The 12,925-nt window shown below is 70.3% G+C and carries 14 protein-coding genes; 6 read left to right on the forward strand and 8 right to left on the reverse strand.

Features of this window, described 5'->3' with window-relative positions; genetic code table 11:
- The 4 genes from groEL to ACWDNU_RS42640 all read right to left on the reverse strand — a co-directional run.
- Positions 1-914 (reverse strand): chaperonin GroEL (groEL, locus tag ACWDNU_RS42625; RefSeq protein ID WP_449673038.1); only part of this gene is annotated, 914 nt, incomplete at its 3' end.
- Between the two features lie 266 nt (positions 915-1,180).
- Complete coding sequence (locus ACWDNU_RS42630; protein ID WP_449673039.1) at positions 1,181-2,923, reverse strand: serine/threonine-protein kinase; 1,743 nt, start codon at positions 2,921-2,923, stop codon at positions 1,181-1,183.
- Between the two features lie 71 nt (positions 2,924-2,994).
- Positions 2,995-3,198, reverse strand: a complete 204-nt coding sequence (locus ACWDNU_RS42635) for a cold-shock protein (protein WP_370933759.1) — start codon at positions 3,196-3,198, stop codon at positions 2,995-2,997.
- A 104-nt stretch (positions 3,199-3,302) separates the two neighbouring features.
- Positions 3,303-3,914, reverse strand: coding sequence for an AIM24 family protein (locus tag ACWDNU_RS42640; RefSeq protein ID WP_449673040.1), 612 nt, complete (start codon positions 3,912-3,914; stop codon positions 3,303-3,305).
- 134 nt (positions 3,915-4,048) lie between these two features.
- Here ACWDNU_RS42640 and moeA point away from each other — a divergent pair, with 134 nt between their 5' ends.
- Positions 4,049-5,242, forward strand: coding sequence for a molybdopterin molybdotransferase MoeA (moeA, locus tag ACWDNU_RS42645; protein ID WP_449673041.1), 1,194 nt, complete (start codon positions 4,049-4,051; stop codon positions 5,240-5,242).
- Between the two features lie 22 nt (positions 5,243-5,264).
- Here the strand turns inward: moeA and cpt are convergent, their stop codons facing one another.
- Positions 5,265-5,783, reverse strand: coding sequence for a chloramphenicol phosphotransferase CPT (gene cpt / locus ACWDNU_RS42650; RefSeq protein WP_449673042.1), 519 nt, complete (start codon positions 5,781-5,783; stop codon positions 5,265-5,267).
- 275 nt (positions 5,784-6,058) lie between these two features.
- Positions 6,059-6,307, reverse strand: coding sequence for an ArsR/SmtB family transcription factor (locus ACWDNU_RS42655; protein ID WP_449673043.1), 249 nt, complete (start codon positions 6,305-6,307; stop codon positions 6,059-6,061).
- A gap of 61 nt (positions 6,308-6,368) precedes the next feature.
- Between ACWDNU_RS42655 and ACWDNU_RS42660 the strand changes: the two genes are divergently transcribed.
- On the forward strand, positions 6,369-6,659 hold the full coding sequence (locus ACWDNU_RS42660) for a GlsB/YeaQ/YmgE family stress response membrane protein (RefSeq protein WP_037807900.1): 291 nt from the start codon (positions 6,369-6,371) through the stop codon (positions 6,657-6,659).
- Positions 6,660-6,698: 39 nt separating this feature from the next.
- Here the strand turns inward: ACWDNU_RS42660 and ACWDNU_RS42665 are convergent, their stop codons facing one another.
- The gene (locus tag ACWDNU_RS42665) at positions 6,699-6,875 is read right to left on the reverse strand and encodes a hypothetical protein (RefSeq protein ID WP_344264981.1); all 177 of its coding nucleotides are present in this window, start codon (positions 6,873-6,875) and stop codon (positions 6,699-6,701) included.
- A gap of 225 nt (positions 6,876-7,100) precedes the next feature.
- On the opposite strand from ACWDNU_RS42665, the gene ACWDNU_RS42670 reads away from it, so the two are divergent.
- Together ACWDNU_RS42670 and pssA are read left to right on the forward strand one after the other, a co-directional pair.
- Positions 7,101-7,814, forward strand: a complete 714-nt coding sequence (locus tag ACWDNU_RS42670; protein WP_449673044.1) for a phosphatidylserine decarboxylase — start codon at positions 7,101-7,103, stop codon at positions 7,812-7,814.
- 2 nt (positions 7,815-7,816) lie between these two features.
- Positions 7,817-8,785 (forward strand): CDP-diacylglycerol--serine O-phosphatidyltransferase, encoded by a 969-nt coding sequence (gene pssA / locus ACWDNU_RS42675; RefSeq protein WP_370933753.1) that lies wholly within the window; start codon positions 7,817-7,819, stop codon positions 8,783-8,785.
- A gap of 7 nt (positions 8,786-8,792) precedes the next feature.
- On the opposite strand, the gene ACWDNU_RS42680 is transcribed toward pssA, so the two are convergent.
- Positions 8,793-9,422 (reverse strand): winged helix-turn-helix transcriptional regulator, encoded by a 630-nt coding sequence (locus tag ACWDNU_RS42680; protein ID WP_449673045.1) that lies wholly within the window; start codon positions 9,420-9,422, stop codon positions 8,793-8,795.
- A 67-nt stretch (positions 9,423-9,489) separates the two neighbouring features.
- Between ACWDNU_RS42680 and ACWDNU_RS42685 the strand changes: the two genes are divergently transcribed.
- Both ACWDNU_RS42685 and ACWDNU_RS42690 read left to right on the forward strand, forming a co-directional pair.
- The gene (locus ACWDNU_RS42685) at positions 9,490-10,356 is read left to right on the forward strand and encodes an alpha/beta fold hydrolase (protein ID WP_449673046.1); all 867 of its coding nucleotides are present in this window, start codon (positions 9,490-9,492) and stop codon (positions 10,354-10,356) included.
- Between the two features lie 51 nt (positions 10,357-10,407).
- The gene (locus tag ACWDNU_RS42690; RefSeq protein WP_449673047.1) at positions 10,408-12,696 is read left to right on the forward strand and encodes an AAA family ATPase; all 2,289 of its coding nucleotides are present in this window, start codon (positions 10,408-10,410) and stop codon (positions 12,694-12,696) included.
- Positions 12,697-12,925 lie beyond the last annotated feature (229 nt).

Here is a 12,925-nt window from a genome sequence, read left to right on the forward strand (position 1 = left end):
TGATGCAGCGACGCCGCGTGAGGGATGACGGCCTTCGGGTTGTAAACCTCTTTCGACAGGGACGAAGCGCAAGTGACGGTACCTGTAGAAGAACCACCTCCGAACTTGAAGGTGCCGCGGATCTTGTTGACGACCAGGGTCGCCAGGGCTTCGCCCTCGACGTCCTCGGCGATGATCAGGAGCGGCTTGCCGGACTGGATGACCTTCTCCAGCAGCGGCAGGACGTCCTTGACGTTGGAGATCTTGGAACCGAAGAGCAGGACGTACGGGTCCTCCAGCTCGGCTTCCTGGCGCTCCGGGTCGGTCACGAAGTAACCGGACACGTAGCCCTTGTCGAAGCGCATGCCCTCGGTGAGCTCCAGCTCGAGCCCGAAGGTGTTGCTCTCCTCGACGGTGACGACGCCTTCCTTGCCGACCTTGTCCAGCGCCTCGGCGATCAGCTCGCCGATGGTGCGGTCAGCGGCCGAGATCGAGGCGGTAGCAGCGATCTGCTCCTTGGTCTCGATCTGGACGGCGGCCTTGTGCAGCTGCTCGGTGATGGCCTCGACGGCCGCCTCGATGCCGCGCTTCAGCGAGATCGGGTCGGCGCCGGCCGCGACGTTGCGCAGGCCCTCGCGCACGAGCGCCTGGGCGAGCACGGTGGCGGTGGTGGTGCCGTCGCCCGCGACGTCGTCAGTCTTCTTGGCAACTTCCTTGACGAGCTCGGCCCCGATCTTCTCCCACGGGTCCTCGAGCTCGATCTCCTTGGCGATGGAGACACCGTCGTTGGTGATCGTCGGCGCGCCCCACTTCTTTTCGAGCACGACGTTCCGGCCCCGCGGGCCGAGGGTCACCTTGACGGCTTCGGCGAGGGTGTTCAAGCCGCGCTCAAGACCGCGGCGGGCGTCCTCGTCGAACGCGATCAGTTTGGCCATTGCGGTGTGGTCCTCCGGTATTGGGCGCCACCGCCGCGCTGTCTCCAGCGGCGGCAGCAGGACACGTCCTCGGCCAGGCTCGGTGCCCGCGACGGACGACTGACCGGTGGGTCAGCCTCACCGTCCCGACCTTCAGGCAGGCGGTCGGTGACCGCTCGCCTAGCACTCGACGGCGTCGAGTGCCAATGCCGTGTTTAGCACTCTCCGGGGTCGAGTGCAAGGAGCGCAGGTCAGCGTCGGTGCGCTTCCGCAGCAGGTCGGCCGCGTCAGTGGCTCGGCTGGATGTGGATCGACGACGGCGGCGGGCGCAGCGACGACGGACCGGCGGACTTCGAGCCGCCGGGGCCGACCGGGATGTTGGGCGCGGACGACGTCGGGGCGGTCCCGCCGTTGCCGTTGTCGTCCCCGCCGAAGAGGAAGATCGCGCCGACGACCAGCCCGGCCACGACGAGCACGCCCAGCGCGATCCACAGCCATTTCAGGCCGCCGCTCTTGGCCTGCTTCTCGAACGCGCCCGCGCCGCCCGCCGGGGACGGCGGGCGCAGCCGCATCGGGTCGCCGAAGGCTTGGGTCGGGTGGTTCTGCTGGTTCGGCTGACCGGGGTAGCCGGGTTGGTTCGGGTAGCCGCCGTAGCCCGGCGGGGGGCCTTGCTGAGGCTGCTGACCCGGTTGGCCTGGCTGGCCCGGGTAGCCGTAGCCGGGCGGGGGGCCTGCCGGTGCTTGGCCGGGGTAGCCCTGCTGGGCTGGCTGCGGCTGACCTGGCTGCGGTTGGCCGAGTTGCCCGGGCTGCGGCTGACCCGGCTGCGGCTGACCGGGCTGTGCTGGATAACCGGGCGGGGGCTGGTTGCCGTAACCGGCGGGGCCGCCGTAGCCGCCTTGGGTGGCGTATCCGGGCTGGCCGGGTTGTGCCCAAGAGCCGGGAACGGCCTGGCCGCCGGGCGCACCCGGGGCACCGACGCCGGGAGCGCCAGGACCCGGTCCCGCAGCCCCGGGGCCTCCCGGCTGCGCGCCCGGTCCGCCAGGACCAGCCGGTCCACCGGCACCAGGCCCGGCGGGACCGCCAACGCCGGGACCACTGGGTCCGCCCGCGCCACCAGGTCCTTGCTGCATGCCCGCCTCCGGAAGTCCGTTCGGCCGGGCGGGGCCCGGCGGGGTGTCCGAGGTCGCGAGCGGGCCGAGCGCCACCCGGGCCGCGGCGATCATCGCGACGCAGTTGGGGTAGCGGTCGTTCGGGCTTTTCGCCATGCCCTTGCGGATGACCTCGTCCACGGCGGCCGGGAGCGCGACCACGCTCGCCACCGACGGCGGCTCGCCGCCGAGGTGGCCCTTGATGACGGCGGGGACGTCGCCGCGGAACGGCGGGTTGCCGGTCAGGCAGGCGAACAGCACGCAGGTGAGGGCGTACTGGTCGGTGCGGCCGTCGAGCGGTTCGCCGCGCAGGTGTTCCGGGGCGGCGTAGGTGGGCGAGCCGAGGAAGTCGCCGCCGCGGGTGCGGTGGCCGGTGGCGCCGCGGCGGGTGAGGCCGAAGTCGGCGACGTAGACGTGCTCGCGGGAGGTCTCGCGGCTGGTGACGAGGACGTTGGCCGGTTTGACGTCGAGGTGCACGAGGCCGTGGTTGTGCAGCGTGTCTAGGGCGTCGGCGACCTGGTCGAGCAGGCTGAGCGCGCGCGACGGGCTGATCGGGCCCGCGGACATGAGGCCGGCGAGGTCGCCGCCGTCGACCATCCGCATGGCGATGTAGAGCATGCCGTCGAGTTCGCCGAAGTCGTACAACGGCACGACGTTGGCGTGGTCGATCGCGGAGGTGTTGCGTGCCTCGTCGACGAACCGTTCGCGGAACTCGGCGTCCGCGCCGAGGTGGTCACCGATGACCTTCAGCGCCACCTTGCGGCCGAGCCGCGTGTCCGTGGCCTGGTAGGTCACGCTCATGCCGCCCTTGCCGAGCACCGAGTCGATGCGGTAGTGGCCCAGCTGGCGACCGGTGAGGTCCCCCGACACGTCGCCTGTCACGCAGCGCAGCTTAACGCGCCGGTATCCGCTGCCACTGCCGGTTCGCCCAACCGGTCAGGACAGCTGCCTCGCTAGACCTTGCGGACGTCCGCGGCCTGGCTTCGGCCGTCGCGGCCGGACTGGACTTCGAACTCCACCCGATCGCCCTCGTCGAGAGTGCGGAATCCGTCGGCCTGGATGGCCGAATAGTGGACGAAGACGTCCGGACCCTCGGGGGATTCGATGAACCCGTAGCCCTTTTCCGAGTTGAACCACTTGACGGTGCCGAGTGCCACGGCGCCTCCCTCGGGACAAGAAATCGCTGTCCATCAGCGTGCGAAGTGGAGTTCACGCTACCGGAATCAGCGCTCCCGGCAATGGGGTAATCGGCAGATTCCCCTTACGCCTGCGACACTCGCCGGTTGCGCGATTGGACGAGCACGGTGCCCGGTCCGGCGAAATCGAGGACGAGTCCTTCGCCGGTTCGCAGCGACTGCGGACCGCTCGGATCAAGCGCGCGCAACCGGCATTGCACGATGTCGGGATAGGCGAGGAGATAGTCCGGGCGCACGGTCACGATCTCGCCGCGGCCGAGGTCGAACGAGTCCACCGGGCCGGGCGCGGTGAGCAGGAGCGGGCCGCGGCCGCTGTAGTGCTCGAGGAACCCGGAATCGGCGCCGAACAACTGCTGCAGCGGGGCCCAGTTCTGGTCGACGCGGACCGTGCTCGGCCGCGCGAGGACGCCTTCGCGGTGCACCGACCAGCCGGTGGAACCGGTCAATTCGAGCGGATAGACGTCGCCGGGCCCGAGCGGGGCCAGGTCGACCCAGCCGCCTTCCTGCGGCGCGGTGAACACCGAAGGGCCGCCCTTGCGGCCGCGGTTCTGGTTCGTCTCGGCCACGTTGAAGCTGCTGGCCAGCAACGATTCCGAGGCCGCCTGCACGGCTTCGCCGGGGGCGAGCAGCACGCGGGCGACGCCGAATCCCGGCGTGTGCCTGGTGTGGACGCGCATGTCAGCGGGAGTTCGCGAGCGCGGCGCGCCCGGGCTGGTTGCGGACCCGAAACTGCATCAGAACTCTCCCCGTACTCCCCGGCTTGTGCCGGGAGAGTGTTGCACGACGGGCAGCAAGAGGGAGGATGGTCCGCGTGATCTCCGTCGACGCCTACCGCGAGACCGTGACCGAACTGCTCGGCCGCGCGCCTGTCCGCACTGTTCCGGTGGCCGAAGCCACCGGGCTCGTCCTGGCCCGCGACGTGCTCGCCGACGTGGCGCTGCCGCCCTTCGACAACTCCGCGATGGACGGGTACGCCGTGCGCGCCGCGGACGTCGCCGAGGTCCCGGTGACGCTTCCGGTGGCCGACGACATCCCGGCCGGACGGGTCGACGTCAACCCACTCGAATCGGGTACCGCTCAGCGGATCATGACCGGCGCGCCGCTGCCGCCGGGCGCGGACGCGATCGTGATGGTCGAGGACACCGACCGCGGGACCGCGGAAGTCCGGATCTCCCGCGCGGCCGCTGCCGGCAACCACATCCGCCGGATCGGCGAGGACGTCACGAAGGGGACCGTCGCGCTGCACGCGGGCACCGTGCTGAGCCATGCGCACCTGGGCCTCGCCGCCGCGGTCGGGTTGGCGGAGCTCGAGGTGTACCGGCCGCTGTCGGTGCTGGTGGTGTCGACCGGCACGGAGCTGGTGGAAGCCCCGAACCCGTTGCAGCACGGGCAAATCTACGAATCGAACAGCGTGATGCTGGCGGCGGCTTTGCAGGGGCTCGGTTGCCGGGTCGAGGTCGTGCGCAGCGTGGTCGACGACGTGGAGGAATTCCGCAAGATCATCGAGCCGCGGCTGGAGTCGGCGGATCTGCTGATCACGTCTGGCGGGGTTTCGGCCGGGGCGTATGAGGTGGTGAAGGACGCGCTGACTGGGCAGGGCGTGGAATTCCAGAAGATCGCCATGCAGCCTGGTGGGCCTCAGGGGTGCGGGCGGTGGAACGGCGTGCCGGTGGTGACGCTGCCGGGGAATCCGGTGAGTGTGCTGGTGTCGTTCGAGGCGTTTTTGCGACCGGCAGTGCTGTCAGCGATGGGCCATTCGGACGTGGACCGGCGGCGGGTGCGGGCTCGGTTGACGGAGGACATGACTTCACCGGCTGGGCGACGGCAGTACCGGCGGGGGTTTTATACGCCGGTACTTGGCGAGGTGACTGGGATTGTCGGGCCTCGGGGCGGGCCGGGGTCGCATTTGCTGGCGGCGTTTACGCAGGCCAATTGTTTGATCGTGCTGCCGGAGGAGGTTTCGGCGGCTGCGGAGGGGGATGAGGTCGAGGTGCTGCTGCTTTAACGGCGGGCAACCGGGCCGCCGATCAGCCGACATGCGCGGCGATGGTCCGCGCGCACTCCAACGACTCGGTGCGCGTGGTGTCCACCTCCAGGTCATAGACCACGCCCCGGTGGACCATCTCCGCCTGGGACGCCGCCATGCCGGCGACCCGATCACCTCGTGCGACCTCACGGCCCGCGGCAATCGCACTGTCGCATCGGACGCCGACCCACAACACTCGCAGTTCGCCCAAAGCCTTCTGCCATCGCTTCTGCGAGTCCGCTCCGCCGAGGAAGACCTCGTCAACGACGACCCTGGCCCCCGCACGGGCCATCGCGGCGACCCCCTCGATCCATGCCGCTTCCAGTGTTCGGAATTCCGGCCCGACGATCACCTGTCCGTCCGGAGCGAACTCGATCCCGGCATTCGACGCGGGCATCGCCCCAACCAGTGTGTCCGTCCCCAAGGCCAGCCACGGATCCGGCAGGATTGCCTGCAGACACCGAACAATCCCGGACTTCCCCGAACTGGACCCACCGTTGAGAAGGATCACCTCAGCCATCACCACGTCACGGTAGAGGCACCGCGGCAGCGCTCGAAACGAATTTCCGCGAACACCGCACCGCCTGCCGCAGCACTAGCCCGGCAGACGCAGCCCCGCAGTCCCGTCCAGTCCACAAGAGACGGAACGCGGCACCCCGCACGGCTCAGCTCTGAAACCACGCCCGAACACGAACACCGGCTTCCGTTCCGCAGAAGGATCAGCAGCCGCCTTGGCGCCGAATTCAGAGAAAAGCGCAGTCATCCGTTCATTCAGCTCAGTCAATTCCGAAGGCGTCAGCCGCATCCACGCATCAGAAGAGACCACGCGTCGCGCCATTCCGTCACCAACGCTCCCGCCGGTCCCGGCGCTTCGATCACCAGCCCGGCCCCGGAAAGCACCTTCAGGTGATGGCTCACATTGCCCACCGCCTGCCCGGTTTTCTCCGACGCGTTGGCCGGGCCGTCGGGCTTCAGCATGTCCAGCAGGCGGCGGCGCAGCGGATGCGACATCGCGGCCAGCACCTGGGAATCGCGGACCTCCATGATGCACAAACGTCGTTGTACAACAACTCTTGTGCATTAGCCCGAAGGTATCCTCGCGAGCATGGGCATCATCCTGTGGATCGTCTTCGGCGCGCTGGTCGGCTGGATCGCGAACCTCGTGGTCGGCGGCCGGGAGCGGCAGCGGCAGGGCTGTCTCGTCAGCGTGCTGGTCGGCGTGGTCGGGGCGGCCCTCGGCGGCTTCATCTACCGGCTCGCGACCGGTGAGCAGCAACACTTCGAGTTCGATTTCCCGAGCTTCGGCGTCGCGATCCTCGGCGCGATCGTGCTGCTGCTCGTGTTGCGGCTGGTCAGCGCCGCCACCGCGAGCCGCCGCGATCGTGACCGTTGGTAACGGTTTCCCGACGATCTGTCAGAACACCCCGGTCGCGGACTAAACTGATCCGTTCCGCGCCCGGGTGCGTGCTTCGTCGGGGGACGCATGCACCCGGGCCGCGTCCCGCACGAGCCGGGCGGCGTGCACCGGGTCGACGAGCTGGGGAACGGGTGCCGAGAGGACATCCCGGCGCCAGGCGCGCAGCAGTTGCGCGAGCAGATCGGGTACGGCCATCGTCTCCCTCGCCAGGTCGGCCCGGGCACCGGTCCCGAGCGGCGTCAACTACCCGGTGTTATCGGATTGTTCGACGCGTCGTTACCGGTTTGTGGTCGCGCCCACCCGCGCCGGGGCAACCCTTACGACCAGGGGCCAACGGGTCCGCCGCAGGCGGGCGGTAGCGTGGGGAAGCCCAAATCGGACCCTTTCACCGACCGAGACGAACAGCGGGGAACTCGACCCATGAGCGGCCAGCCCACCGGTAACCCCCTCGCGCACGCTGTCCAGCTGGCCCGCGAGACGTTCCCGCCGATGCACCCGGCAGGACGGCCGTTCCTCCTCGGCGGTCTGGCCGCGACCATCGTGGCGCGCCGGTTCTCCAAGCGCCTCGGCGTGGCCGGCGCGCTCGCCACGGCGGGCATGACGGCGTTCTTCCGCGAGCCGAAGCGCGTGCCCCCGCTGCGGGACAACGTCGCGATCTCGGCCGCCGACGGCACCGTCTCGCTCATCGAAGAAGCGGTTCCGCCCGCCGAGCTCGGCCTGCCCGCCGAGCCGCGGATGCGGGTGAGCGTGTTCCTCTCCGTCTACGACGTGCACGTCCAGCGCACGCCGGCGGCGGGCGTGATCTCGAAGGTCGCGTACAAGCCGGGCAAATTCCTTTCCGCGGACCTCGACAAGGCGAGCGAGGTCAACGAGCGCAATTCGCTGGTGCTGCACACGGTCGACGGCCACGAGCTCGTCGTCGTGCAGATCGCCGGGCTGGTCGCGCGCCGCATCCGGTGCGACGTCCGCGAGGGCGACAAGGTGTCCGCCGGCGAGACCTACGGCATCATCCGCTTCGGCTCGCGCGTCGACACCTACCTGCCGCCGGGCAGCCGGGTCGTGGTGGCCAAGGGCCAGCGGACCGTCGGCGGCGAAACCGTGCTCGCCGAACTTCCTGCGCTGGGAGAAAGCTGACCATGGTCCGCGTGACCACCCCTGGCGTCCGGCTGCTGCCGAACGCGATCACCGTGCTCGCGCTCTGCGCCGGTCTCTCCTCGGTGCAGTTCGCCCTCACTGGCAACTACGCGATGGCGATCGGCTCGATCGGCATCGCCGCCGTCCTCGACAGCCTCGACGGCCGCATCGCCCGCCTGCTCGACGCGACGTCCAAGATGGGCGCCGAACTCGACTCGCTGTCGGACGGCATTTCGTTCGGCGTCGCGCCCGCGCTGGTGCTCTACATCTGGCAGGCGCACGGCGACCGCATCGGCTGGGTCGCGTCGCTGATCTTCGCGGTCTGCATGATCCTGCGGCTCGCCCGCTTCAACACGCTGCTCGACGACACCGACCAGCCGCCGTACGCCGCCGAGTTCTTCGTCGGCGTGCCCGCGCCGGCCGGCGGGCTGGTCGCGATGCTGCCGCTGATCGCCACGCTGCAGTGGGGCGAGGGCTGGTGGTCCGAGCAGTACGTGGTGCTGGTGTGGACGATCGCGGTCGCGGCGCTGCTGATCAGCCGCATCCCGACTCTGTCGCTCAAGACCGTGAAGGCACCGGCGAAGGCGATCGCGCCGCTGCTGGTGGGCGTCGGCCTGCTGGCCGCCGCGATCATCGTGTTCCCGCTGGCGGCACTGGCGGTCGCGCTGGTGCTGTACCTGCTGCACATCCCGTATTCGGTCTACCGGCACCGCTGGCTCGCCGCGCACCCGGAGGCGTGGGAAGTGCCGCCGCGAGAGCGTCGCGCGATCCGCCGAGCCCGCAGCCACCGACGGCTGCGGCTGCGTCCGGCCTCGGGCCGCGTCGCCGGTGCGGCGATGCGCGCGGTGCGGCGCACGAACTCGGACGTGGTGCGGAGCCGGAACCTGCGGGAGCGGGACCACAGCTCGGCCACTTCCGGACCGACCCAGCGGCGGCGCAGCTGGCGTCGGATCGGCATTCGCCGCCGTTAGTTCTGCCCTATCGAGCAGCGAACACGGCACGAACCACAGACTCGGCACCGTCGATTTCGATCATCCCGAGGGCCTTGGCGTCGTCGAGCGCGAGAGCGCCCGCGGCAAGCCCGAGGACGCAGGCTGGATCAGCGCGGACGGCGGCGTCGAGTTCGCGGCCGTCCCTCGGGCCGACCTCGACGCCGGACCGGGTCGCGCGGAGCTGGAAGGGCGGGCCGCCGGCCTCGACGCCGACGGTCGCCGCGGCCCGGATCTTGACCCGTGCGCCGAGCAGTGCGGGAAGGGCGAGCGCGAGCCATTCCGGACGGAACGCGTCGCCCTCGGGGCCGCGGACCATCAACGGGGTCGACCAGCGGATCAGGCTCTCGATCGGCTCCCGCAACTCGGCACCCCACGGCGTGAGGGCGTATTCGACCGCGCTGCCCTTGCCTGCCAGCCGCCGTTCGAGGACGCCCGCAGTCTCCAGATCGCGGAGCCGGTCGGCGAGCAAGTTGGTTGCGATGCCCGGGAGGCCGTCGGTCAGGTCCCGGTAGCGCGCGGGCCCGAGCAGAAGCTGGCGGACGATGAGCAGATTCCACCGGTCGCCGACGATTTCGAGCGACCGGGCGAGGCCGCAGTACTGGCCGTAGCCGCGCATCAGGTCCCCTTGCTTGACAATCTCAAGTACGCTTGACTTACTCAAGCATAGCGTCGAGGGGGCCGACATGGCTGAGACCGCACGGCCCGACTGGGTCGATGACGACCTGTTCCCGTTCCAGAGCCGCTTCATCGACATTGCCGGGCACACCGTGCATTACGTCGACGAGGGATCCGGCCCCACCCTGCTGCTTCTGCACGGAAATCCGACCTGGTCGTTCCTCTGGCGCGACGTGATCCGGGCCCTGCGCGACGACTTCCGCTGCGTCGCCCTCGACTACCCGGGCTTCGGGCTCTCGACGGCAACGCCCGGCTATCGCTACCTGCCCGAGGAGCACGCCGACGTGGTCACCGGGTTCGTCGACGCGCTCGGCCTCAGCGGGGTCACGCTGGTCGGGCAGGACTGGGGCGGCCCGATCGGCTTGGCCGCCGCACAGCGCCTGCCGGAAGTCTTCGAACGGCTCGTGCTCGTCAACGCCTGGGCCTGGCCGGTCAACGGCGATCCGTACTTCGAGGCGTTCGGGCGCATCGCCGGCGGACCTCCGATGCGCTTCCTGGCACGCAGGCTGAACCTCGTCGTCAAAGCGTTTCTCCCGATGGGCCACCGAAAGCGGAAGTTGACCGACGCCGAGATCACCCATTACCGCCGCGCGATGGACACGCCCGAGCGACGCCAGGCCTCCGGCGTGCTCCCCGGCCGGATTCTCGCCAGCCGGGCTTTCTTCGCCGAGGTCGAAGCTGGCCTTCCCGACCTGCCGACGCTGATCGTGTGGGGCAACGCTCAGATCGGTTTCCGGCCCCGCGAGCGCGAACGTCTGGAGGCGTCCTTCCCGAACCACAAGACCGTGAGTCTCGACGGCGTAGGGCTTTACGTGGAGTCCGACGCGCCCGAGGAATTCGTCGCCGCGATCCGCGACTGGTCAGCGACGCCCTGAGCGGCCTTTCGTTCGCCCACAACCGCCCGCCGGTTCATTAGGGTGAGCAGCGTGAGCGATCCGCAGATCACCCTGACCGTCCGGCACACGCCGTCCGCGCTCGACGCGCGGCGGGGAGTTGTCCGGCTGCACCCGGAAGTGCTCGACGCGCTCGGCCTGCGGGCCTGGGACGCAGTGCACCTCACCGGCGCGCGGCGCACTGCCGCGCTGGCCGCGCCCGCCGCGGAGGAGGCGACGCCGGGGGTCGTGTTGACCGATGACGTCACCATGTCGAACCTCGGCGTCGCGGAGGGCGGCGAGGTCGTGGTCTCGCCGGCAGAGGTCACCGCTGCCCGCACGGTCACGGTGTCCGGGTCTCGGCTGGCGTCGGTTTCGGTGTCGCCGCAGACGTTGCGGCTCGCGCTCACTGGCAAGGTTTTGACCCGTGGCGACGCGGTTTCCCTGTTGCCGCAAGACCTCTCGCCCGCGCCGGGCTCGGACGTCGCCGCTGTCCGCGGACAGTTGTCCCGCGTGATCGGGGCGACCTGGACCAACGAACTGCTGACCGTCACGGCTACCGAACCGGCTGGCGTTGTCGTGGTTGGACCGTCCACTGTGGTCAGCTGGCGGGACGGTGCGCGCACTGGCGCGCCGACTGGCGAACCGTCAGTGCGCACCGCGACCGCACTCGTTCGCACCACCGCTGTCACCGCGGCCGAGGACTATCTCGACGCGGAGATCGTCGAGGAGGTCGTCACCGAGGCTCGCGAGGAAGAGCTGGACGAGCCGGTGCCGGTCGCTGATCTGGTCGGGGCCGAGGGCGCGGCGCGCAAGCTGTCCGAGTGGTTCGACCTGGCGTTCCACCGGCCGGAGCTGCTGGCGAAGCTGGGCACCTCGGCGCATCTGGGCGTGCTGCTGTCCGGGCCGGAAGGCGTCGGCAAGGCGACGCTGGTGCGGTCGGTCGCCGCGGCGGAGAAGGTGCGCGTGGTGTCGGTGACCGCGCCGAATATCGCTGTGCTGGAACCGAATGCGGCACACCGGTCGCTGCGCGAGGCGATCGACCGGGCCACGGACGGCGACGGTCCGGGCGTGCTGTTGATCAACGACATCGACGCGCTCCTCCCGGCCACTCAACCGCCGCCGGTGGCCACGGTGGTGCTGGAAGAACTGCGCGCCGCGCTGCGCCAAGACGGGCTGGCTGTGGTGGCGACGACCGCGCGGGCCGAGTCGGTGGATCCGCGGCTGCGCGGTGCCGACCTGCTCGACCGCGAGCTGGGGCTGCCGCTGCCGGAGGCGAAAACGCGCGTCGAACTGCTGCGGATCCTGCTCCGCGACGTCCCGGTCGAATCCGGTGCCGACCTGGGCGTGCTCGCCGAACGGACGCCCGGTTTCGTCGCCGCCGACCTGCTCGCGCTGCGCCGGGACGCGGCGTTGCGGGCCGCGCTGCGCCAGCGGGACGTCGAGGAACCCAAGATCTCCCAGCAGGATTTGCTCGACGCGCTGGCCACCGTCCGGCCGATCTCGCTGTCCACTTCGGACAATCTGGCCACCGGCGGGCTGACCCTGGACGACGTCGGCAACATGACGTCGGTCAAGGAAGCGCTCACCGAAACGGTGCTGTGGCCGCTGCGCTACCCGGATTCGTTCGCCCGGCTCGGCATCGAACCGCCGCGCGGCGTGCTGCTGTACGGACCGCCCGGCGGCGGCAAGACGTTCCTCGTCCGGGCGCTCGCGGGCACCGGCGCGCTGAACGTGTTCGCGATCAAGGGCGCGGAGCTGCTGGACAAATGGGTCGGCGAATCGGAACGCGCGGTCCGCGACCTGTTCCGCCGCGCGGCCGACGCCGCCCCGTCGCTGATCTTCCTCGACGAGATCGACGCGCTCGCCCCGCGCCGCGGCCAGTCGTCCGACTCCGGCGTGGCCGACCGGGTGGTCGCCGCGCTGCTCACCGAACTGGACGGCGTGGAGCCGATGCGCGAGGTCGTCGTGCTGGGCGCGACGAACCGGCCCGAACTGGTCGACCCGGCTTTGCTGCGCCCCGGACGCTTGGAGCGGCGGATCTACGTCCCGCCGCCGGACGCCGAATCTCGCGCCGCGATCCTCGCCGCGACGGCCAAGCACACCCCGCTGGCGTCCGATGTGGACCTTGCGGCCACCGCCGAGGCGCTGGAGGGTTACTCGGCCGCCGACTGCGCCGCGCTGATCCGCGAGGCGGCACTGACGGCGATGCGCGAGTCGCTGGAGGCGCGCGAGGTGACCGCGGCGCATCTGGACAAGGCTCGCGAGGCGGTGCGGCCTTCGCTGGACGCGGCGCAGTTGGCGACTCTGGAGGCTTACGCGCAGGCGCAGCAGGAGCGTTGAGCTGCTCGTGAGTGTTGATCGCGGTGAGAACCGTGATCAACACTCACGACCTACTACGCCGCCCGCCGTGCCGAACCGCACGCCCTCCGCAGCCGCCAATCTCGCTCGCTCGGCACCGACCGCGCGATGTCGAGGTCCGTGCGCCGTCTCGGCCGCGCTCGGCTGGGCGATCGGCGGCCTGCTGTGGAACGGGAAATTCACGCACTTTCCCGCTGAACTGTGGAAAACC

This window comes from Amycolatopsis sp. NPDC003676 (genome assembly GCF_053587275.1).

Bases quoted from the DNA above. Each gene is read 5' to 3' on its own strand.
- ACWDNU_RS42665 (WP_344264981.1), bottom strand. From the start codon at position 6,875: ATGGCCGTACCCGATCTGCTCGCGCAACTGCTGCGCGCCTGGCGCCGG.
- pssA (WP_370933753.1), top strand. From the start codon at position 7,817: ATGGTCCGCGTGACCACCCCTGGCGTCCGGCTGCTGCCGAACGCGATC.
- cpt (WP_449673042.1), bottom strand. From the start codon at position 5,783: ATGGCTGAGGTGATCCTTCTCAACGGTGGGTCCAGTTCGGGGAAGTCC.
- ACWDNU_RS42670 (WP_449673044.1), top strand. From the start codon at position 7,101: ATGAGCGGCCAGCCCACCGGTAACCCCCTCGCGCACGCTGTCCAGCTG.
- ACWDNU_RS42640 (WP_449673040.1), bottom strand. From the start codon at position 3,914: ATGCGCGTCCACACCAGGCACACGCCGGGATTCGGCGTCGCCCGCGTG.
- ACWDNU_RS42660 (WP_037807900.1), top strand. From the start codon at position 6,369: ATGGGCATCATCCTGTGGATCGTCTTCGGCGCGCTGGTCGGCTGGATC.
- ACWDNU_RS42680 (WP_449673045.1), bottom strand. From the start codon at position 9,422: ATGCGCGGCTACGGCCAGTACTGCGGCCTCGCCCGGTCGCTCGAAATC.
- ACWDNU_RS42685 (WP_449673046.1), top strand. From the start codon at position 9,490: ATGGCTGAGACCGCACGGCCCGACTGGGTCGATGACGACCTGTTCCCG.
- ACWDNU_RS42655 (WP_449673043.1), bottom strand. From the start codon at position 6,307: ATGGAGGTCCGCGATTCCCAGGTGCTGGCCGCGATGTCGCATCCGCTG.